The 21,663-nt window shown below is 64.4% G+C and carries 14 protein-coding genes; 7 read left to right on the top strand and 7 right to left on the bottom strand.

Features of this window, described 5'->3' with window-relative positions; genetic code table 11:
• The coding region (locus tag HB630_RS28105; protein ID WP_213775987.1) for a beta-1-3, beta-1-6-glucan biosynthesis protein at nucleotides 1-479 on the bottom strand (479 nt) is incomplete at its 3' end.
• Nucleotides 480-713: 234 nt separating this feature from the next.
• Here HB630_RS28105 and HB630_RS28100 point away from each other — a divergent pair.
• A complete protein-coding gene (locus HB630_RS28100) occupies nucleotides 714-2,339 on the top strand; it encodes a beta-(1-6) glucans synthase (RefSeq protein WP_213775986.1) in 1,626 nt (541 codons plus the stop codon).
• On the opposite strand, the gene HB630_RS28095 is transcribed toward HB630_RS28100, so the two are convergent.
• Both HB630_RS28095 and HB630_RS28090 read right to left on the bottom strand, forming a co-directional pair.
• The gene (locus HB630_RS28095) at nucleotides 2,299-2,679 is read right to left on the bottom strand and encodes a hypothetical protein (protein ID WP_213775985.1); all 381 of its coding nucleotides are present in this window, start codon (nucleotides 2,677-2,679) and stop codon (nucleotides 2,299-2,301) included. The genes HB630_RS28100 and HB630_RS28095 overlap by 41 nt on opposite strands.
• Before the next feature lie 137 nt (nucleotides 2,680-2,816).
• Nucleotides 2,817-4,439, bottom strand: coding sequence for a hypothetical protein (locus HB630_RS28090; RefSeq protein WP_213775984.1), 1,623 nt, complete (start codon nucleotides 4,437-4,439; stop codon nucleotides 2,817-2,819).
• 196 nt (nucleotides 4,440-4,635) lie between these two features.
• Here HB630_RS28090 and glmU point away from each other — a divergent pair, with 196 nt between their 5' ends.
• From glmU to HB630_RS28070, 4 genes are all read left to right on the top strand, one after another.
• Nucleotides 4,636-5,994 carry a bifunctional UDP-N-acetylglucosamine diphosphorylase/glucosamine-1-phosphate N-acetyltransferase GlmU gene (glmU, locus tag HB630_RS28085; RefSeq protein WP_213775983.1) on the top strand — a complete coding sequence of 453 codons (1,359 nt, stop codon included), beginning with the start codon at nucleotides 4,636-4,638 and terminating at the stop codon, nucleotides 5,992-5,994.
• Nucleotides 5,995-6,314: 320 nt separating this feature from the next.
• Entirely contained in the window at nucleotides 6,315-7,235 is a 921-nt protein-coding gene (locus HB630_RS28080) for a PEPxxWA-CTERM sorting domain-containing protein (RefSeq protein WP_213775982.1), read from the top strand.
• A gap of 324 nt (nucleotides 7,236-7,559) precedes the next feature.
• Nucleotides 7,560-9,386, top strand: coding sequence for a glutamine--fructose-6-phosphate transaminase (isomerizing) (gene glmS, locus HB630_RS28075; RefSeq protein WP_213775981.1), 1,827 nt, complete (start codon nucleotides 7,560-7,562; stop codon nucleotides 9,384-9,386).
• A gap of 94 nt (nucleotides 9,387-9,480) precedes the next feature.
• Nucleotides 9,481-10,251, top strand: a complete 771-nt coding sequence (locus tag HB630_RS28070) for a DUF502 domain-containing protein (protein ID WP_213775980.1) — start codon at nucleotides 9,481-9,483, stop codon at nucleotides 10,249-10,251.
• 101 nt (nucleotides 10,252-10,352) lie between these two features.
• On the opposite strand, the gene recG is transcribed toward HB630_RS28070, so the two are convergent.
• Nucleotides 10,353-12,461, bottom strand: coding sequence for an ATP-dependent DNA helicase RecG (gene recG, locus HB630_RS28065; RefSeq protein WP_213775979.1), 2,109 nt, complete (start codon nucleotides 12,459-12,461; stop codon nucleotides 10,353-10,355).
• Between the two features lie 210 nt (nucleotides 12,462-12,671).
• Between recG and HB630_RS28060 the strand changes: the two genes are divergently transcribed.
• Nucleotides 12,672-12,962, top strand: a complete 291-nt coding sequence (locus HB630_RS28060) for a succinate dehydrogenase assembly factor 2 (protein WP_213775978.1) — start codon at nucleotides 12,672-12,674, stop codon at nucleotides 12,960-12,962.
• Nucleotides 12,959-16,477: a transcription-repair coupling factor gene (gene mfd, locus HB630_RS28055; RefSeq protein WP_213775977.1), complete on the top strand. Its 3,519-nt coding sequence runs from the start codon at nucleotides 12,959-12,961 to the stop codon at nucleotides 16,475-16,477. The genes HB630_RS28060 and mfd overlap by 4 nt, the downstream gene beginning before the upstream one ends.
• Nucleotides 16,478-16,609: 132 nt before the next feature.
• On the opposite strand, the gene HB630_RS28050 is transcribed toward mfd, so the two are convergent.
• The 3 genes from HB630_RS28050 to HB630_RS28040 form a co-directional block, all read right to left on the bottom strand.
• Nucleotides 16,610-17,842, bottom strand: coding sequence for a GGDEF domain-containing protein (locus HB630_RS28050; protein ID WP_213775976.1), 1,233 nt, complete (start codon nucleotides 17,840-17,842; stop codon nucleotides 16,610-16,612).
• A gap of 88 nt (nucleotides 17,843-17,930) precedes the next feature.
• A complete protein-coding gene (locus tag HB630_RS28045) occupies nucleotides 17,931-19,430 on the bottom strand; it encodes a class I adenylate-forming enzyme family protein (RefSeq protein WP_346656147.1) in 1,500 nt (499 codons plus the stop codon).
• A 4-nt stretch (nucleotides 19,431-19,434) separates the two neighbouring features.
• The gene (locus HB630_RS28040) at nucleotides 19,435-21,168 is read right to left on the bottom strand and encodes an extracellular solute-binding protein (protein WP_249781092.1); all 1,734 of its coding nucleotides are present in this window, start codon (nucleotides 21,166-21,168) and stop codon (nucleotides 19,435-19,437) included.
• Between the last annotated feature and the right edge of the window lie 495 nt (nucleotides 21,169-21,663).

Below are 21,663 nucleotides of genomic sequence, written 5' to 3'. Positions count from 1 at the left end.
GGAGCCGCCGCAGCCGTCTGCGGCTGCGCGGCCGGATTGATCCAGCAGCCATGGACATGGGTATTGAGGGAATCCGGGACCTTGGAATCGATCTGGCCGCCAAACCGGGTCAGGCAGCGGAATGCCGCCTGGATATGTCCGCCAGGACAGCCGAAACGGTCATAGAGATCGAGGTGGCGAAAGGCTGTGTCGAGATCGTCGAGCCACATCAGCCGCACGACGCGGCGGCCGAGCCAGACGCATTCCGGGTTTCCGGCCGGGCCGTTGAGGGCCTGGGCCGCCTCGGTGAACTCGTCGGGCTTGTGCTGATTGGTGTCCTTGGCGGCGTCCGCGGCATTTGGCGCCGCCTTGGATTGATCCTGCGCGTGGGTGTCGCCGCTCTGGGCGGCGGCGCTTCCGATACCGATTAAGAGGGCTAATCCGGCGACGGCGAGGTGGCGCAACACCGCATGTTCTAGCTCAAGCACCCGTCGACGCATAAATTCCCCAATTTCGTTACCTGCCTGCGACCTGCCGTGGCCGGCGTTTGATGCCGGTCAAATAGGTCCCCAATGCGGCGGAGACACACCGGGATTCCCATGACGGACATTTCATATTTTGTCCAGCAAACTCACAACTTTATCGCCCCGTGGTAAAGCTGCGATGCGATTTCGATGGACCCCGGTCTTGGCAGACGGCCGGCGACCGGCTAATCGACGGGCCCCGCCCGGAGGATGGAACCTATTTCTCTTCGCACGCCGCTGGCGCTTCTCCTGATATCGCTGGGTGCGATTGCCGCAACGTGGTGGTGGCTGGCCACGCCGATCACTCTCGCGCGCGCGCCGATCGATCCTGCCGCCAAGCTGCAATGCGTGTCCTACGCGCCGTTCCGCGGCGTCCAGACGCCGCTGCAATCGACCGATCGGATTCCGGCCGAGCAGATCGCCCAGGACCTGGCGCAACTCGCCGAGATCACCGACTGCGTGCGCACCTATTCGATCGACAACGGGCTTGATCAGGTTCCCGGGCTTGCCGAGAAGGCCGGCCTCAAGGTCATCCAGGGCATCTGGCTCGGCAGCGATCGCCTCAAGAATCTGGCGCAGATTTCGACCGTGGTCGGCCTGACCAAGCAATACCCCGACGCCATCACGGCCGTCGTGGTCGGCAACGAAGTGCTGCTGCGGGGCGAGATGACCACCTCCGACCTCGCCGCCCTCATCCGCTCGGTCAAATCGCAGGTCAGCGTTCCCGTCACCTATGCCGATGTCTGGGAATACTGGCTGCGCAACCGCGAAATCTATGACGCGGTCGATTTCGTCACGATCCATATCCTCCCTTATTGGGAGGACATTCCGATCCGCGCCAAATACGCCGCCGCCCATGTCGATACGATCCGCAAGCAAGTGGCCGTGGCGTTCCCCGGCAAGGAAATCCTGATCGGAGAGACCGGTTGGCCGAGCGAGGGACGGATGCGCGCCGGCGCGCTGCCGTCGCGGACCAACCAGGCGCGGGTGGTCTCCGAAATTCTCGCGATGGCGAAGCAGGAAGGTTTTCGCGTCAATCTGATCGAGGCCTATGACCAGCCCTGGAAACGCCGGCTCGAAGGCACCGTCGGCGGCTATTGGGGCCTGTTCGATTCGGTGCAGCGCGCGCTGAAATATCCGCCGGGCGAGGCCATCAGCAATTATCCGCTCTGGAAATGGCAGATGGGAGGCGGCATGGCGCTGGCCGTGCTGGTGTTCGGCGCCGGCTGGCTCACCTTGCGCCGCCGGCCCTGGACGCCGCGCCGCTCGGCCTGGGTCGGGGTCGCCATCTCCGCCATCTCGGCCGGAATCCTGCTCGGCGTCGCCGCCGACAAGATGTTTTACGAAAGCTACGGTGCTGGCGGCTGGCTGACATGGGCCGCGCTGCTGGCCGCGGGGGTGCTGTCGCCATTGTTTTGCGCCAACGCCTTGATGTCAGGCCGGGCACTGCCGACCTTTCTCGAATTGCTCGGGCCCGGCGACTACAAGACGCGATCGGCCATGTCGATCTTGCTGGGACTGGTGCTTGTCGTGACCGCCTTGTTGGCGGCGGAAACCGCGCTCGGCTTTGTGTTCGATCCGCGCTACCGCGATTTCCCGTTTGCTTCGCTGACCATGGCCGTGGTGCCGTTTTCGGTGCTGACGTTGCTCAACCGCCCGCAGCAAGGCCCGCGTCCGATCGCCGAGGCGGTCTTTGCCGGTTTGCTGACGGCGTCGGCACTTTACATGGGGGTCAACGAAGGCCCGGATAACTGGCAGTCGTTGTGGACCGCCGCGATTTATTTCCTGCTTGCGCTCACGCTGTGGCAGGCGCGGGTCGTGCGAACCCCAAGATAAGCAGGCCGATCGCCAGGCCGGATAGTGCGATATTGTAGAGCACGATGCCAAAGCCGGCCGCGACCAGCCCGCCCGTCAGCAGAACGATCGATGGCCGGATGACGTGCAGCGCCGCGATCACCAGCGCGACGATGCCGAACACCGAATTCTGGAACAGCACGGTCCCCAGCTCGCGGGCCTTGCAAAGCGTCGTCCGCAAGCCGGCGTCGCAGGCCAGCCCCACGGTCGAGAATTCGATCGCGAGATAGCGCAAGTAAAGAGCGTAACCGACGGTGAGGAAGCCGACGATCAATAGCCATTGCACTTGATACGGCGTCAGCCGGAACGGAGCTTTTTTCATTGGGCGAATATGATCGGGAATACCGGGCCGGACAAGCCGGAGCCGGTCACAAGCCTAGGATTTCTTCCGCGTGTTCAACCTCAGGAACCCGTCGCAACCCTGCGACGGCCGGTCATGTTACTGTCGGTCTTGTCGGATCACGGCGAGCGCTTGAAGAACGACGACAGCGTGGCCGGTTCCGGTTTCGGGGGCTCCTGGGCCGCCACCGGCGGCGATGGCTGTGGCGGCGGCGGGAGCTTCCTCTGGTAGATTCGACGGCGGGTATAATACGGCCGGGCTGGTTTTGCTGATGCGGGTTTGTCCGCATCCGATGCGGCCGTGTCGGCCTTGATTGTATCGATCTTGGCTGCGTCGATCTTGGCGATATCGGTCTTGACGATATCGGTCTTGGCGGCGTCGGTCGCCATATCAGCCTTGGTCGTATCCGCCTTGATTGTATCCGTCTTGGCAGAATTAAATTTGACCGGGCCGACATTGGCCAAAGCGGACATGTCCTCGGGCTTCATCGCGAGGTGCTGGCCGTCATACACCGTGGTTTCGCAGGGGCGCTCCCGTTCGGCCATGTCGGCGCAGATCCGGGCCGCCGCCGCGGCGTCGTTGAAGGGGCCGGCGACCAGCCTGAGCTGCATGCCGAGACCGTTACTGCCTTCCCGGATCACGATGATCGGCTGCAACCCCGTCAGAGCCGTGTTCGATCGTGTTTTGATCAATCCCCGCCACAGCGCGCGCAGGCCGGCAACCGAATTGGCGCCGCCGACATCCACCCCGAATTCGGTCCGTCCGACCGCGAGCAGAGGTGCCGCCGGCACGGCTTCCGCCTCCGCCGCTTTCTTCTGGTCAGGTGGTGCCGGCGCAACCATTGCCAATTCCGGCGCGGGCGTCGATGCGGCGCGCTTCGCGATCGGCTGCGGCTCAAACGGCTTCCGCGCCGGTGGAGCTGGCCGATCCATGCTCGGTTTCGACGCCATCCGAGGGGCTGGCGCCGGCGGCGGCGCGGGTGCCGTCGAAGCCGCCGGTTGAGGCGGTGGGGTATTGGCTGGTTTCGGCGTCTCGGCCGCGACCGTCTTCGCCATGGATTCTGTTGGCTTGGGTTCGGCTGACTTGGATTCGGTTGATTTTGGCTCCGCCGGCTTAGGTTCTGCCGGCTTGGTCTCGACCAATTGCTTCTCGGCCGCTGGCTTCTCCGTCATTGGTTTTTCGGCAGGCGGTTTTTCGGCAAGCGGCTTTTCGGGGGGCGGCGCGGCCGGCGCTGTCGTTGCAACCGGGGCTGTTACGGGCACCGGCGAGGGCGCCGGGGCCGGGCTCTGCGCGACCGGTTGTGACGGCGGAGGAGCGGCGATCGGCGACGCCCATTGCGGCGGTCCGGCAGTGGTTTGCCGCGCAATCGAGCCGGTCACCGAATCCAACCCCTGTTCCAGAACGGTGATACGGGCAAAGAGCCGGTCTCGATCGCGGTTCAGCGTATCGATGGCGGCGGCCAGGCGTCGTGTCTCATTCTGGCTTTCCTTGGCGAAGGACTGGACCTGTTGTGATTGCCGCACCAGATCCACGGCTGCGACTTCATCACGCCGCAGTTTCATCGATGACTGGTTGGCAAGCACCGCGGCGATCACGGCGCCGACGGCGACAACTCCCCATGTTCCCAATCGCCACAATGCGCGCCGGTCCAGATATTCCTCTTCGGCCAAAAACCCGCTCGGCGCGCCGCCCGTGCTTTGCCTCTCGAGCTTGACCGCCGTCTGGCCGCTCTTCTTTGCCATACGATTTCTTCGGTCCTGCCGAGGCTCCCCGCCGAATCACCGCGCAAGACTACAGGAAATCCGCCACAATCCTGAATCGCCGTGTTTCCCGATCGCCGAATCAGGTTTCCCCTCAGGGGGAAAACGCTTTATGACGGCGCTGTAACCCGACGCCGTCGAATGCCAGAGATTCGCGAGAGATTTGCAAGAGATTCGAATGACCGCTCGATCCAGCCTGACTGTCGTGCTTGCCGCCGGCGAGGGCACGCGCATGCGATCGGCGACGCCGAAGGTGCTGCATCCGGTCGCGGGCCAGTCGCTGCTCGCCCATGTGCTGGTTGCCGCGCCTGCGGGATCCGGCGCCTCGCTCGCCGTCGTGGTGGGACCGGATCACGAGGCCGTGGCGCAGGAAGCGCGGCGGGTGCGTCCCGATGCTGCGACATTCGTCCAGCGCGAGCGTCTCGGCACCGCGCATGCGGCGCTGGCGGCGCGCGAGGCCATCGCGCGCGGTGCGGACGATCTCCTGATCGCGTTCGGCGATACGCCGCTGATTTCGGCGGAAACCTTCGCGCGGCTGCGGGCACCATTGAAAAACGGCGCGGCGCTTGCCGTGCTGGGCTTTCGCGCCGCCGATCCCGCCGGCTACGGCCGGCTGCTGGTCGAGGGCGATCGTCTGGTGGCGATCCGCGAGCAGGCCGATGCCAGCGAAGAGGAACGCAGGATCACGCTGTGCAACGCCGGCGTGATGGCGTTCGACGGCCGGCGGGCGCTGGAAATCATCGGCAAGATCGGCAACGCCAACAGCAAGCATGAATATTATCTCACCGACGCGGTCGCGATCGTTCGCGATCTGGGACTGGAGGCCGTCGTGATCGAAACCGGCGAGGACGAAGTGCGCGGCATCAACACCAAGGCGCAGCTCGCGGAAGCTGAGCAGGTCATGCAGGCGCGGCTGCGCAAGGCAGCGCTCGAGGCCGGCGTGACGATGATCGCGCCGGAAACGGTTTATCTCGCCGCCGACACGGCATTCGGACGCGATGTGACCATCGAGCCGTTCGTGGTGATCGGACCCGGCGTCTCGATCGCCGACGGCGCGGTGATCCATTCGTTCTCCCACATCGTGCAGGCATCGATCGGCAGGAACGCTTCGGTCGGGCCTTATGCGCGCCTGAGACCCGGAACTTCGCTCGGCGAGGGCGTCCGGATCGGCAATTTCGTCGAGACCAAGGCGGCGACGCTCGACGCGGGCGTCAAGGTCAATCACCTTTCCTACATCGGCGACGCGCATGTCGGCGCCGATTCCAACATCGGCGCGGGCACCATCACCTGCAACTATGACGGCTTCGGCAAGCACCGGACGGAAATCGGCAAGGGCGCCTTCGTCGGCACCAATTCGTCGCTGGTGGCGCCGGTGAAGATCGGCGACGGCGCCTATATCGGATCGGGCTCGGTCATCACGCGCGACGTGCCCGACGATGCGCTCGCCGTGGAACGCAGCCAGCAGACCAACCGCGAGGGCGGCGCCACGCGCTATCGCGAGATCAAGACACGCAGCAAAACGCGCAAAGGCGGATAGTCGGGTCTGTTAAGCTTGCCGCTTAACGCTGTCTCGATCCGCGATAGTTTTCCGTGAAGTGCGACCGTCCGATCCGCCGATTTCCGGCAGATAATATCATGCGCGGACGCGCTATGGGCGGGCCTTCGAAAGCACTGCAGAAGATACATTCTGCGCCGGCCTGATGAGCGCTGTGTCGTTTCAGCGCCTGTGGTTTCCCAATGTTTTCAGTCGGTTGGCATCGCCGAAAGCGGCGACAGACTGACGAATTAACCAAATTGACACGATTTCAAGGGGCGAATACGATATATTTTATTAAATATAACGTTTTGGGGGTGAGTATGCGAGCGTTTCAGGTTGGACTTGCTATTGCGGCCCTGGCTTTCAGCGTTCCCGCAAAAGCAGATACTTTGGATATCCTGGGCGATGGAATTAGCGGGGACGTGTCCATTACCGGCGACACGAGTTTGTGGTCTCTGGTCGGCGGGGTGACGACGACCACACCCGACGGCGATAATGGAAAGAATGCCATATTGCGCTATTACGTCGTCGCCAGCGGCAGCAACGGTACTTCGGTGTTTTCACTGGGCGAACTCAATCCCTCCTTCGGAGGGACGAATGCCGCGCCGTTCGTATCCGATAGCGGCGGATCGCTATCGCTGATCGATCCGAACGCGGGAGCGTCCGGCCGGGATGTCTCGAACCTGACGAGCTTGCAGGTTTTATCCGCGCCTGCACTTCCGTCCGGAGCGGGTGGTGTCTCCAGTGCGGTTCAGCTTACTGGCCTGGTCAACAATCCCGGCAGTTATACGCTGGGCAAGCTGCAAAGCAGCTTCACCCCGTCGCAGGTCAATGTGCCTATCACTGGTGGAATCGATACCTATACGGGGGTTCCGTTGTGGTCGTTCATCAATCCGAGCAATGCCGCCGACGCGAAGAGCCAGATCGTGATTACGGCGGGCACCGATGGATATGAAATTGTCTTATCGCTGGCGGAATTGGATCCGTTCCTGGGCGGCAATCCTCAGGATTTCCTTCCTTATGCCGACACGGCAGGAGACTTCCCGGCCGACGGAATCGCTCGAACGATCCTGCCTCTCGACAGCAAGCATGGCAGGTGGGAGTCCAACCTCGATTTCATTGAAGTCACTGACGCCGTCCCGGAGCCCGCCACTTGGGCGATGATGCTGCTCGGTTTCGCCGGCATTGGCTTTATGGCCTATCGGCGTCGCTACAACAGCGGCACGCTTGGCGTCGCCTGATCTTCGGGCAGCCAGGGCAATCCGCAACAGCGGGCGCAGTCGAACGCGATCTCTTGACAGCGCGGACTCATCTGGAATTACTGGTCGGGGCCGCCTTTGGGGCGGCCCCATTTTTTCGGGGCCGATCCCGGAAAATGGGAAATTAGGAAATTTCGGCGAGAATGGCCAAAACCGGTGGGAAGCCGTTGAAATCACTGGCTTGTACGACACCGCAATAATTATTGAGTACCTCGGCGCCCGCGATTTTCGTTAAGAGGTGCTTCCCGTTAACCGGGATTCGCGCCTTTTCGGCAATTTTCGTTCAATTCGGAGATAGTGGTCCGCATGTGCGGCATCATCGGTATTCTGGGACGGGCTCCGGTCGCGGAGCAATTGGTGGATTCGCTCAAACGTCTTGAGTATCGCGGCTATGATTCCGCAGGAATCGCGACGTTGGACGGCGACCGTCTCGACCGGCGCCGCGCCGAGGGCAAGCTCAGGAATCTGGAAGCGCGGTTGAAGGCCGAGCCGCTCGCCGGCCATACCGGCATCGGCCACACGCGCTGGGCCACGCACGGCAAGCCGAACGAAAGCAACGCCCATCCGCATGCCGCCGGCAGCGTCGCCGTGGTCCACAACGGCATCATCGAGAATTTCCGCGAACTGCGCGAGATGCTGGAAAAGCAGGGCGCGAAATTCGCCAGCGAGACCGACACCGAAGTCGTCGCGCATCTCGTCAATTCCTACATCCTGAAAGGGGCGTCGCCGCAGGAGGCGGTGAAGGCTTCGCTGCCGCAGTTGCGCGGCGCGTTCGCGCTGGCCTTCCTGTTCAGGGGGCACGACGATCTGATGATCGGCGCCCGCAAGGGCTCGCCGCTCGCGATCGGGTATGGCGACGGCGAGATGTATCTCGGCTCGGACGCGATCGCGCTCGCGCCCTTCACCGATACGATCAGCTATCTCGAGGACGGCGACTGGGTGGCGCTGACCCGCGAGGTCGGCGTGATCCATGACGCGCAGGGCGCGGTGGTGAATCGCGACGTGCTGAAATCCGGCGCCTCGTCGTTTCTGGTCGACAAGGCGAATTATCGCCACTTCATGGCCAAGGAAATTCACGAGCAGCCCGAGGTGGTCGGGCATACGCTGGCGCGGTATGTCGACATGGCGAGCGAGCGGGTGAAACTGCCGCTGAATCTGCCGTTCGACTTCAAGGAGCTGCAGCGCATCTCGATCGTGGCCTGCGGCACCGCGAGCTATGCCGGCTACGTCGCCAAATACTGGTTCGAGCGGCTGGCCCGCCTGCCGATCGAGATCGACGTCGCCTCCGAATTCCGCTACCGCGAGGCTCCCTTGCGCAAGGGCGACCTTGCGATCTTCATTTCGCAATCGGGCGAAACCGCCGACACGCTGGCGGCGCTTCGCTACGCGAAATCGCAAGGCGTTCACACGCTCTCGGTGGTCAATGTGCCGACATCGACGATCGCGCGCGAAAGCGAGACCGTGTTGCCGACCCTGGCCGGACCCGAGATCGGCGTCGCCTCGACCAAGGCCTTTACCTGCCAATTGATGGTACTGGCGGCGATCGCGGTCGCGGCCGGCAAGGCGCGGGGCGAATTGTCCGACGCCGACGAAGCCCGCCTCGTGCATGGCCTAGTCGAAATTCCGCGGCTGATGGCGGCCGCGCTCGCCACCGAGCCGCAGATCGAGAAACTGGCGCGCGAGATCGCCAAGTGCCGCGACGTGCTCTATCTCGGCCGCGGCACCAGCTATCCGCTGGCGCTGGAAGGCGCGCTGAAGCTGAAGGAAATCTCCTATATCCACGCCGAGGGCTACGCGGCCGGCGAGCTCAAGCACGGCCCGATCGCGCTGATCGACGAGAACATGCCGGTGGTGGTGATCGCGCCCTATGACCGGGTGTTCGAGAAGACCGTCTCCAACATGCAGGAAGTGGCGGCGCGCGGCGGCAACATCATCCTGATGACCGACGCCAAGGGTGTGGCCGAAGCCAGTGTGGAGTCGCTGGTGACGATCGTGCTGCCCGACATGGCCGCGACCTTTGCACCGATGGTCTATGCCATCCCCGTGCAATTGCTGGCCTATCACACCGCCGTAGTCATGGGCACCGACGTCGACCAGCCTAGAAATCTGGCCAAATCGGTAACCGTGGAGTAGGGCTGTCTGCGCGTTGCGGTCGCGCCGGGTCTTCAAAACTCTGTTAGGATGACTTAGCTGCATCATCGCCGCCTTGATTGACCTTGGGAACCCGATGGACCGCGACGATCTGCCTCCCGTACCTCCGGCGGAACCTTCACCGCTCGCCCCGCGGGGCTTCACCGCCCGCTTGCGGAACTATTTCCTGACCGGGCTGATCGTCGCCGGCCCGGTCGCGATCACCTTTTATCTGACCTGGTGGTTCGTGACCTGGGTCGATGGGCTGGTGCGGCCGTTCGTCCCCGCGGCCTATCGCCCGGAAACCTATCTGCCGTTCGGGCTGCCGGGCTCCGGCCTCGTGGTGGCCGTGATCGCATTGACCCTGCTTGGCTTCCTCACCCATAATCTGATCGGCCGGACCCTGGTCGATCTCGGCGAAAAATTGCTCGGCCGCATGCCGGTGGTGCGCGCGATCTACCGCAGCCTGAAACAGGTGTTCGAGACGCTGTTCTCGGGGCAGGGGTCGAGCTTCCGGCGGGTCGGCCTGGTCGAATTTCCGTCGCCCGGCATGTGGTCGATCGTGCTGATCTCGCAATCGCCCAGTGTGGAGATCGCCAACAGCCTTCCGGGTGAGGAGGAGCACATCTCGGTGTTCCTGCCCTGCGCGCCGAACCCGACCACGGGCTTCTTCTTCTATGTGCCCAAAAACAAGATCATCGAAGTCGAGATGAGCACCGAGGCCGCCGCGACCCTGATCATGTCGGCGGGCGTGGTGCAGCCCGGCTCCGATCCGCAGAAGAAAGTGGCGGCGCTGGCCGGCATGGCGAATGCGGCGCGGGTGGCCAACTCGGCCGCGCTGCAGCCGGTGCCGGCGAAGGCGGAGTAAGACGCCGGAATCGTCGTTCCGGGGCGCGAATGAAATGAGCGAACCCGGAACCTCGAGATTCCGCGTCTGCGCTGCGCGCATCCCGGAATGACGGCGACTGTTCACCCCGCCCCGAGCAATGGCAGCGCTTCGTCGCGCTCGTACAGGTAAAGCAGGCAGCGCAGCGCTTCGCCGCGATCGCCTTCCAGCTTCGGGTTGTCCTTCATGATCCGCAGCGCCTCGTCGCGCGCCTGCGTGATGAGCTGGCCGTGGACTTCGGAGCGCGCGATACGGTAGCCGGGCAGGCCGCTCTGCCGGATACCGAGCACATCGCCTTCGCCGCGCAGCCGTAAATCCTCTTCGGCAATCCGGAAACCGTCGGTGGTCTCCCGGATCACTTTAAGCCGTGCCGCCGACATCTCGTTCAACGGCTCGTGGTACACGAGCAGGCAGGTCGAGGCCTCGGAGCCGCGGCCGATGCGGCCGCGCAGCTGATGCAGTTGCGCCAGCCCGAAGCGTTCGGCGTTCTCGATCACCATGATGGTCGCGGCGGGAACGTCGACGCCGACCTCGACCACGGTGGTCGCCACCAGCAGGCCGATCTCGTGCGCGGCGAACTGCGCCATCACGCGATCCTTCTCTGTGCCTTTCATCTGGCCGTGTACCAGGCCGACGCGATCGCTGAAGCGTTGTTGCAAGGTTTCGAACCGCTTGCTGGCGTTGGTCAGGTGATCGGTGCCCTCCGCCTCGGATTCGTCCACCAGCGGGCAGATCCAGTAGACCAACTTGCCCGCCGACAGCGCGCGGCCGACGGCGGCGATGACCTCGTCGAGACGGCTGGCCGGGATCGTGCGGGTGTCGATCGGTTGCCGCCCGGCCGGCTTCTCACGCAGTTCCGAGACGTCCATGTCGCCGAAATAGGTCAGCACCAGCGTGCGCGGGATCGGCGTGGCGCTGAGCACCAGCACATCGACGGCGTCGCCCTTGCCGGTCAGGGCCAGCCGCTCGCGGACGCCGAAACGATGCTGTTCGTCGACCACGGCCAGCGCCAGCGCCTTGAACACCACGTCGTCCTGGATCAGCGCATGGGTGCCGACCAGAAAATCGATTTCGCCTTCCGCCAGTTTAGCCAACAGTTCGCGCCGCTCCTTGCCCTTTTCGCGGCCGGTCAGGATCGCGACCTGAAGGCCGGCGCGTTCGGCCAGCGGCGTGATGGTCTTGACGTGCTGACGGGCGAGGATTTCGGTCGGGGCCATCAGGGCGGCCTGTTTGCCGGCTTCGGCGACGGCAGCCGCCGCGAGTAGCGCCACCACGGTCTTGCCCGATCCGACGTCGCCTTGCAGCAGCCGCAGCATGCGCACCGGCTGGCGCAGATCGTCGGAGATCGCGGCCGCGGCCTTCTGCTGCGATAGCGTCAGCGCATAGGGCAGCGCACCGATGATCCTATTGCGCAGATGGCCGTCGTCGGCATTGCGATCGCCGGCCGGGCGGCGCAGCTGCGCACGCACCAGCGCCAGCGCCAATTGCCCGGCCAAGAGTTCGTCGAAGGCCAGCCGCGACCAGAACGGACCGTCGGGCAGGATATCCGTGATCTCGACCGGTACATGCACGCGGTTCAGCGCTTCTGCGAGCGGCGGGAATTTGCAGCGCCGCATGATCTCCGGACTGGTCCATTCGGGGAGATTTGGCAGCTTTTGCAGCGCCTGCGCCATCGCCCGCCGCAGCGATCCGATCGCCAGTCCTTCCGTGAGCGGATAGACCGGATCGAGGCCGGTGAGTTTGGCGAAGGCTTCCTCGTCGACGACGCGGTCAGGGTGTACGATCTGCGGCACGCCGTCGAACATCTGCAAGGTGCCGGAGACATAGCGCCTGGCGCCGACCGGCAGCAGCTTCTCGACATAACCGGGCTGCGCCCGGAAATAGGTCAGCACCACATCGCCAGTGTCGTCGCTGGCATAGACCAGATGCGGCGCGCGCGAGCGGCCGGGCGGCGCGGGGCGGTGCCGGTCGACGGTGACTTCCAGCGTCACCATCGTCCCCGGCACGGCGTCGCGGATTTTCGGCCGCGTCCGGCGATCGATCACGCTCGCGGGCAGATGCAGCAGCAGATCGACCAGCCGCGGCGTCTCATTGCGGCCGAGCAGATAGCGGAACAGTTTGTCCTGCTTCGGCCCAACGCCCGCAAGGCTGGTGACCGGCGCAAACAGCGGATTGAGCAGGGCAGGGCGCATCAAAATCTCTCGTCGCACACGATCCGTCATGCGCGGGATTCGACCCGCGCATCCATCTTCAAAAGACGATGGATTGCCGGGTCAAGCCCGGCAATGACGTCGCGGCTGATATTCACGGAACAGAAGGGCTGACATTGCCCGGCGCTGACGCTATATCAACCGCGCCCGGCCGTGCGTCCGGGCTTTTGGCGTTTGGATGGAAATAAAGAAATGACCGGATCGACACGATCAAGCGGCGGGTTGGATGACCGCCGCAAGCGGCTGTTGTTTCGTTGTTGGCATCGCGGCACCCGTGAGATGGATCTCATCCTCGGCCGGTTTGCGGACGCCGAGATTGCGGACCTCGATGACCGTGAACTGGCCGAGCTCGAACGCCTGATCGATGTCCCCGATCCCGATCTCTATGCGGCGCTGACCGGCGCCAGGCCAGTTGCACCGGAACATGCCGGGGCGCTGTTCGAACGCATTAAATCGTTCCGCATCCTGGATCACGGCGTATGAAGGCGCCGGTCCAGTCGCCGGCGCAATTGCTCGCGCCGGGCCGTCCGCTTACCTTCGCCAATGTCGCTGAGGGTGCCGAAGGCCTGGTGGTCTCCGACCTCGCTCGCGCGGTCGCGGCGCGGCCGAAGCCTCCCGCGATCAGCCTTGCGGTGGTTTGCCGCGATGGCGCGCGGATGCAGCAACTGGCCCGCGCGCTGGAATTTTTCGCGCCCGATCTGCCGGTCATGCAGTTTCCGGCCTGGGATTGCCAGCCCTATGACCGGGTGTCGCCGCATGGCGGCATCCTGGCACAGCGGCTGACCACGCTGGCGCGGCTGTCGCGGCTCCAGGGCAGCGACAAGCCGCTGATCGTGTTGACGACGGTCAACGCCATCGTGCAGCGGGTGCCGTCGCGCGATGCTGTTGCGGCGCAGGCGCTGTCGGTCGCGCCCGGTCATGTCGTGCCGATGGATTCCATCGTCGCCTGGCTGGAGCATAATGGCTACAACCGGTCTTCGACCGTGCGCGAGCCCGGCGAATATGCGGTGCGCGGCGGCATCCTCGATCTGTTTCCGGCCGGGCTCGATCAGCCGGTACGCTTCGATTTCTTCGGCGATTCACTTGAATCGATCCGCACCTTCGACGCCGAGACCCAGCGCACGCTGCTCGACATGCGCGCGCTCGATCTGGTCCCGATCTCCGAGTTTCAACTGACCACCGAGACCATCCGCCGCTTCCGGATGGGCTATGTCGCAACCTTCGGCGCGCCGGAGCGGGACGACCTGTTGTACGAGGCCGTGACCGAAGGCCGCCGTCATCCCGGCATGGAACATTGGCTGCCGTTGTTTACGGAGCGGATGGACACGCTGTTCGACTATTTCGGCGGCGCGCCGGTCGCGATCGAGCCGCAAAGCGAGGATGCCACGCGCGAGCGCTTCAAGCAGATATCGGATTATTACGAGGCGCGGCGCGAGGCGATGGAACATCCGGGCGGCGGCGCGCTCTACAAGCCGCTATCGCCCGACCGGCTCTATCTGACCGAAGACGAATGGACCAGGCATCTCGGCGAGTCCGCGCTGGCGCGGTTGACGCCGTTCGCGGTGCCCGAGGACGGCGCGGGCGTGATCGATGCCGGCGCGCGGCAGGGCCGCAGTTTCGCGCCGGAACGGGCGGACAGCACCGTCAATGTCTTCGAGGCCGTCGTGGCCCATGTGCAGGCGCTGCAGGCCGGCCGTAAGAAGGTGGTGATCGCGCTGTGGAGCGAAGGCTCGCGCGACCGCATGGGCAGCATGCTGCGCGACCACAAGCTGCTCAACCTCACCAGCGTCAACACCTGGCGCACCGTGCAGGCGACACCGCGCAACGAGACCATGCTGGCCGTGCTCGGCATGGAGCAGGGGTTTGAGACCGACCAGGTCGCGATCGTCAGCGAGCAGGACATCCTCGGCGACCGCCTGGTGCGGCCGCGCAAGTCGAGCCGCAAGCTCGACAATTTCATCTCGGAAGTCACGAGCCTCGCCGCCGGCGACCTGGTGGTTCACGTCGAGCATGGCATCGGCCGGTTCATCGGCTTGCAGACGCTCGATGTCGCCGGCGCGCCGCATGACTGTCTCGAACTGCATTACGCCGCCGACACAAAACTGTTTCTGCCGGTCGAGAATATCGAACTTCTGTCGCGCTACGGCTCCGATCACGCCCATGTCGAACTGGACCGGCTGGGCGGCAGCGGCTGGCAGGCGCGCAAGGCCAAACTCAAGAACCGTATCCGCGAGATCGCCGGCGAATTGATCAAGATCGCTGCCGAGCGGCATCTGCACGAGGCGCCGAAAACGCCGGTGCAGCCGCATGTCTATGACGAATTCTGCGCGCGTTTCCCCTATGAGGAGACCGAGGACCAGTTGGCGGCGATCAACGCCGCCCTGAAGGACCTCGAAAGCGGCCGGCCGATGGACCGGCTGATCTGCGGCGACGTTGGCTTCGGCAAGACCGAAGTGGCGCTGCGCGCGGCGTTTGCGGTCGCGCTCGACGGCAAGCAGGTCGCGGTGGTGGTGCCGACCACGCTATTGGCGCGCCAGCACAGCCGGACCTTCACCGAGCGCTTCCGCGGTTTTCCGGTCAATGTCGCGCAGGCCTCGCGCCTGATCGCGCCGAAAGAGCTGGCGCAGGTCAAGAAGGGGCTTACGGAAGGCGGCGTCGATATAGTGGTCGGCACCCACGCGCTGCTCGGCAAATCGATCAAGTTCAGGGATCTTGGCCTCCTGATCGTCGACGAGGAGCAGCATTTCGGCGTCGGTCACAAGGAACGGCTGAAGCAGTTGCGGGCGCAGGTCCATGTGCTGACGCTGAGCGCCACGCCGATCCCGCGCACGCTGCAGCTGGCGCTGACCGGCGTGCGCGACCTTTCGATCATCGCCTCGCCGCCGGTCGACCGGCTGGCGGTGCGCACTTTTGTCGCGCCGCATGATCCGCTGATGATCCGCGAAGCGCTGCTGCGCGAACGCTATCGCGGCGGGCAGGCGTTCTATGTGGTGCCCCGGATCGAAGACCTCGCCGGCCTCAAGGATTTCCTCGACAAGAACGTGCCGGAGATGAAGGTCGCCGTCGCGCACGGCCAGATGCCGCCGACCGTGATCGAGGATATCATGTCGGCGTTCTATGACGGCAAATACGACATCCTGCTTTCGACCACGATCGTCGAATCCGGCCTCGACATCCCCAACGCCAATACGCTGATCGTCCACCGCGCCGATATGTTCGGTCTGGCGCAGCTCTATCAGCTACGCGGGCGGGTCGGCCGCTCCAAGCTGCGCGCCTATGCGCTGTTCACGCTGCCGGCGCAGCAGAAGATCACCGCGCAGGCCGAGAAGCGGCTGAAGGTGCTGCAATCGCTGGAGACGCTGGGGGCGGGCTTCCAGCTCGCCTCGCACGATCTGGACATTCGCGGCGCCGGCAATCTGCTCGGCGAGGAGCAATCCGGGCATATCAAGGAGGTCGGCTTCGAACTGTATCAATCGATGCTGGAGGAGGCGATCCTCAACCTCAAGGCGGGCGTGGTCGAGCCGGCTGCGGACCGTTGGTCGCCGACCATCACCATCGGCATGCCGGTGCTGATTCCGGAAGATTACGTCTCCGACCTCGCGGTGCGGCTGTCGCTGTACCGGCGACTCGCCGATCTCGAGACCGACGAGGAGATCGACAATTTCGCCGCCGAGATGCGCGACCGGTTCGGCGTGCTGCCGGACGAGGTGCGCTATCTGTTCAAGGTCGCGGCGATCAAGGCCTATTGCCGCCGTGCCAATGTCGAGAAGGTCGACGCCGGGCCGAAGGGTGCGGTCATCACCTTCCGCGACAACAAGTTCGCGCAGCCGGACCGGCTGGTCTATTTCATCCGCCAGCACGGCAACGCCGCCAAGGTCAGGCCGGACATGAAGGTGGTGTTCCTGCAGGAATGGGAAACCCCGGAGGAGCGCCTGATGGGCACGACCGAAATCCTGCGCCAACTCGCCAATCTCGCCGAGAACAAGAAGGCCGCGTAGTTCTCGTCGCTTCGCAGGGTGGGCAAAGCGAAGTGTGCCCTCCCTACGGATTCTTCATAGCAGCCATTAAACACGGCCGTCATTCCGGGCCTGATGCTAACGCACCATCCCGGAATGACGAACTCCTGAACGTCACGACGCGGCGCGGCGGCTTTCCTCGGTGAGCCGCGCCAGCAACGATCCGGCCGAATAATCCGACGGCAGCAGGGTCGCGAGCGTCACCACGGGCTCCGATCGCGCTTCGTGTTTGCCGTGGCTGGTATGGCGCATCACGCTGGACAGGCGCCGCGCAATCGCGTGCGCGGTCCGCAGATCGGTCTCCACGAACGCCACGATGACGGAGCCGTCTTCCTCGGCTACGCCGAAATCCATTTTCCGCATCAACCGGCTGATGATGCGCGCGCCGTCCCGCTGCGCGCGCGCATGGGTCGGATCGAAGGCAAAGCGCGCCACCGATAATCCGCCGCCACGCGACAGCGTCTGATGGACGGCGGCGGCGAAATCGCGCGCGAAGACGGCCGGCATCAGCAGCCCGGTTTGCGGATCGAGCAGCCCGCCTTGATCGAGCGAGCGGAGCGTCCGGATCAAATAGGCTTCGAACGCATGCTGGCGGATCAGCGGCGAGGCATTGGCCGCGACAAGTACGGGCTCGCGCGCGATGATTTCGAGGTTCGGCAGATCATAGGCTGGCGCCAGCGCGTCCGACGTCAGGACGACAGGCAAAGTGCGGAAGCGGGAATCCTCCGACAGCACCGTCAGGAATGCGTCGATCACGCGCAGGCTGAAGCCCTCGCCGAGCACGATGCCGTCGATGTCGCGATCGTTGAGATGCTTGGCCGCGGCTTCGATGCTGAGCGCGCCCACGACTCCCATCCGTTCGCCGAGCGCGACCGACAGGGCGGGGTAGCCAGCCCCGCGTCCGATCAGGAGCACGGTGGCGTCGCGAACGGGATCGGTATCCGCCAGCGCGGGCGTGCCTGACGCCCCGTCACGTCGGCGCAGCACGGTGTTGTGCAGGGTCCGGACCCGCAACGCGGCGCTCAAGCGCGCGATCAGCCGGTCGGATGGGCGGCCTTGCTGCGAAAACGGAATGGCGTTTTCCGGCAGCACGGCCTGCGGATCGACGGCAATCAGCGGGAGATAAGGTTTCGCGTCGGCGATCTGCTTCGCAAGCGAATCGAAGTCTCGTTCCGATGTCTCTGATATGACAGCCAGAATTGCAGCTGGCTGCAACTCTTCAACGGCGCGCGGCGCGTCCGTCCAGAGAGTGTCGATGACCGGAAACAGTTTCGCATCGTCGAGCGCCTTTGCGAAGGATGGCCGTTCCGCGCCTGAAACGACAAGGATCGGGCCTTGCTGCGACATTGGGTCTCCGGATCGAAAGCAATTGATTGGGCGCCGGACCCTAATTTGTTGACCTTAATGCGGTGTCAACGAAGCTGTTCGACAGGCCTCACGTCCGGTTCACCCGATCGCGGAAGGCTTCCACCATCAAGGGGTTAAGCCCAAGTTCCGAGAGCGCGTCACGGGCGCGGGCATTATCCTGGGCGCGGCCGGCCAGGCGGTAGCCGCTTAAGCGGTCGGGCAGCGCCGTCAACAGCGCGCCCTGTCCGAGCCGCTTGGCCCATTCCTGCAAATCCTGAGACAGGAAGCGGTAGCCGCCGACGGCCATGATGCCCGAGGGCGGCGCGGTGATGCAGAGCGTGCCGGTCGAACGGTCGAGCCGCGCGGCATAACCGGTATCGACGTAGTCGCGCGGCGGCGGCGCCGTCAGCGGATCGCCCAGCGGGGCAGGGTTGTAGGCCGCCACGGTCACCATCGGCCCCCGTAAGCCGAGCGTGCCTTTCGGCGTGATCAGCGTCTCGCCCGAGATCGACGAGCCCGCCACGTCACGCGGCGCACCGTGAGGTCCCGGCAGAACCGGGGCCGGTGCGCCATCTTCTGTCCGCCGGGCGCCGAACAGCCCGACCTCGCCGAACAGATAGATGTCGGTCAGGGTCACGCCAGGGATCACCCAGGGCGGAGACGATGAGATTTGCTCCGGCGCGCGCCACAGGCCGATGACGTTGCGCAGCGTCGGAAACCGCGATGGCAGGTCGTCCTCGGCCAGCCGCAACGCCAATTGGGCGGGCGCGACCAGCGTATCGCAGCCTTCCTCTTCGATCTGCTGCTCAAGCGCGTCGCCATCGAACGGATGGTGCAGCGCCAGCGTCCCGCCGGACAGCAGCCAGACCAACAGCGATGAAGCCAGGCCCGCGAACGAAGCCGGCGCGAAAGCCGACATGATTTTCGCGCCCTGCGCGACGTTGGCTTCGAGGAAGATCGAGAGACCGCCGGCGATCAGGCTGAGATGCGTGCGCGGCACCCCGCAAAAGCCATCGGCCGTCACATCGAAGGAAACGATCGCCGCCCGCCGGCCATCATGTCTGATTTCACGGCTAGCTTCCGGCGGATGGGCCAGCACCTGGTCGAGCGATGCCATGCCTTCGGGCAGGTCATGGCCGAAGCCGCAGACATGGCGGATCGAAAATGCCTCGGCTGCGGCATTCATGGCGAGGTCGGCGTGGTTGACGCCGTCGATCTTGCTCATGGTCACGATCGCGCGGGCGCCGGAGCGGTTGAGCGCGACCGTCAATTCCGCCTGGCGCCAGAGCAATGGCAGCAGCGCCACGATCAGCCCGGCGCGGTGCGCCGCAAGCACGGTCAGCACGAATTCGACGGTATTGGGCAATTGAATCGCAATAATGGAATTGGCCGGCAGGCCGGCTTCGATAAAATGCGCCGCCAGTGCCGTAATGGCGCGGTCGGCTTGCGCGAAGGTCAGCCGTTTGGGCGGCAGCCCCGTGATGCGCGCCTTGTTGACTGGATCGAGCAGGGCCGGCATGTCCGGATGCCGCGTCAGAACCCGTCGAAACAATCCCTCAAGTGTCGGCGATGGCTTGTTCTGGATCACGAATTCACTTTGCTCGCGCCGTCGGTCCCTGCCACCAAGTCTCCGGGAGATATCCCGTCAACGCGGTGGCCGTTGGTCTTTCTAGCCGATTCCAGCGCGCAATCCATTGCTCTCCGATGTTAAAGACGGGGATAGCGTAGAACTTCGACATCAGGGCCCGGTCAAGCGCCCGCACCGCCGAGACGAAGGCCGGACGCCCGCGTGCCGCCAGCAGGGCCGCGATCATGGCGTCGATCGCGGGATCCCGGGCTCCCATGTAGTTGCGTGTGCCCTGGCTGTCCGCCGCAGCGCTTCCCCAATAGAACCATTGCTCATTACCCGGCGACAATGACTGATCCCAACGGTTCTGGATCATGTCGAAATCATAGCCGAGGCGGCGCTGGTCGAATTGAACCGGGTCGACGGCGCGGACCGTCACCTCGATCCCGGCACGGTTCAGATCGCGCGCATAGGCCAGCGCGACGCGCTCCTGATCGCGTGTCGTGACCAGGATCTCGAAGGTGAGGGGGGCTTTGGTCGAACGCTGCCGCAATACCGTGCCGTCGAGGCCGTAGCCGGCGTCGGACAGCAGATCCAGCGCGCGGCGCAGCATCGCGCGATCGCGGCCCGAGCCGTCAGTGACCGGAAGACGATAGCTGCCGTCGAGAATATCCGGCGCGATCCCGGAGGCGAACGGCTTCAGCAATTCGCGTTCGCGCTCGTCTGCCGGACGGCCATAGGCCGACAGTTCGGACCCGGCGAAGAATCCCCCCGCGCGGTGATAGAGCCCGAAAAAGTAATTGCGGTTGATCCATTCGAAATCGAACAGCAGCGTCAAGGCCTGGCGCACGCGGATATCGGCAAACACCGGACGGCGGGTGTTGAAGACCAGGAATTCCGATGGCTGCGGCAGCCCTGGCCTGAAGGTGTCGCGGACCACTTCGCCGTTGCGCGCTGCGGCAAAATCATATCCGCCGTGCCAGCGCAGCGGCTCGGTTTCGACGCGAAAATCATAGAGGCCGCGTTTGAAGGCTTCAAACTGGGCGTTGGCGTCGCGGTAGAAATCGAGCCTGATCTCGTCGAAATTCCACAAACCCCGGTTGACCGGCAGGTCGCGGCCCCAATAATCGGGATCACGTGTGAAAGTGACGCTGGCACCGGGTTTGACCTCGGTGACGCGATAGGGGCCGGAGCCGACCGGCGGCGTCATCGAGGTCTCCTCGAATGCCGCGACATCGGTCGCGTGTTTCGGCAGGATCGGCATCAGGCCGAGGATCAGCGGCAATTCGCGGTCCTGGGCGCCGCCGAAATCGAACCGCACCGTGAGCGGGTCGAGCGCTTCGGCTTTCGCGACTTTGGAATAATACTGGCGATGGTTGGGGCGGCCGTGGTCGCGCAGCAAGGCCCACGAAAACAACACGTCCTCGGCGCGCACCGGCTGCCCATCCGAGAAGCGCGCCAACGGATCGATGTGGAACGTGACGTAGCTCCTGACGTCGTCGGTTTCGACGCTCTTGGCCAACAGGCCGTACAGCGTGAACGGCTCGTCATCGCCCCGCGCCATCAGGCTTTCGATCACATACCCCCTTTCGAAGCCGTAGCCCCTGACCTGCTGCACGGCGAGGCCCTTGACGATCAGCGGGTTGAGGCTGTCGAAGGTTCCGAGAAGACCCTGCACCAGCCGGCCGCCTTTCGGCGCGTCGGGGTTGGCATAGGGCATATGGTCGTAATTGGCGGGTAGCGCCGGCGCGCCATGCATGGCGAGCGCATAGGCCGGTTGTGCCCGGAGTTCGCGGGTGCCGGCTGTGAGCCAGAGGCCGGGAACGAGCAGGCCGCAGACAAAGACGCGTGCGCAAAAGCGCCGCAAAGCACACCATGCGTCGAGCCGGTTTGATTCCATGTCCCGCACAATGGCTGTCTATCACAGCTGTTTGTATCCGGCCCAACCTGCGTCAAAGATGCCCGTCGGCATTGATCTTTTCGTCTGTCGAGGTATGAAAGCGTGCGATTGGCCGGACGGGCAGGGCCTGTCACGTATCCGCCTCAATTGGCAAGGAGACAGCCGCCCCAACGGCTGGTGCCGATGCCTGCATCGATTTCGGGTTTTCCCGTTCAGAAAGGGTTTTCCGCAATGAATTTCCGTAGCTTGGCCGCGCCGATCGGGCCGCGCGGGCGGTTTTTCGCCTTGTTGGCGGCGACCGCGCTGGCCGCTTCGTTTATGGCTTCCGAAGTGCAGGCCCAGGCGCCGGCTGCG

The sequence above is a fragment of the Bradyrhizobium sp. dw_78 genome, from assembly GCF_018449525.1.
In the GTDB taxonomy this organism is placed as follows: Bacteria; Pseudomonadota; Alphaproteobacteria; order Rhizobiales; family Xanthobacteraceae; genus Bradyrhizobium.
This window is presented reverse-complemented; position numbering and strand designations above follow the sequence as displayed.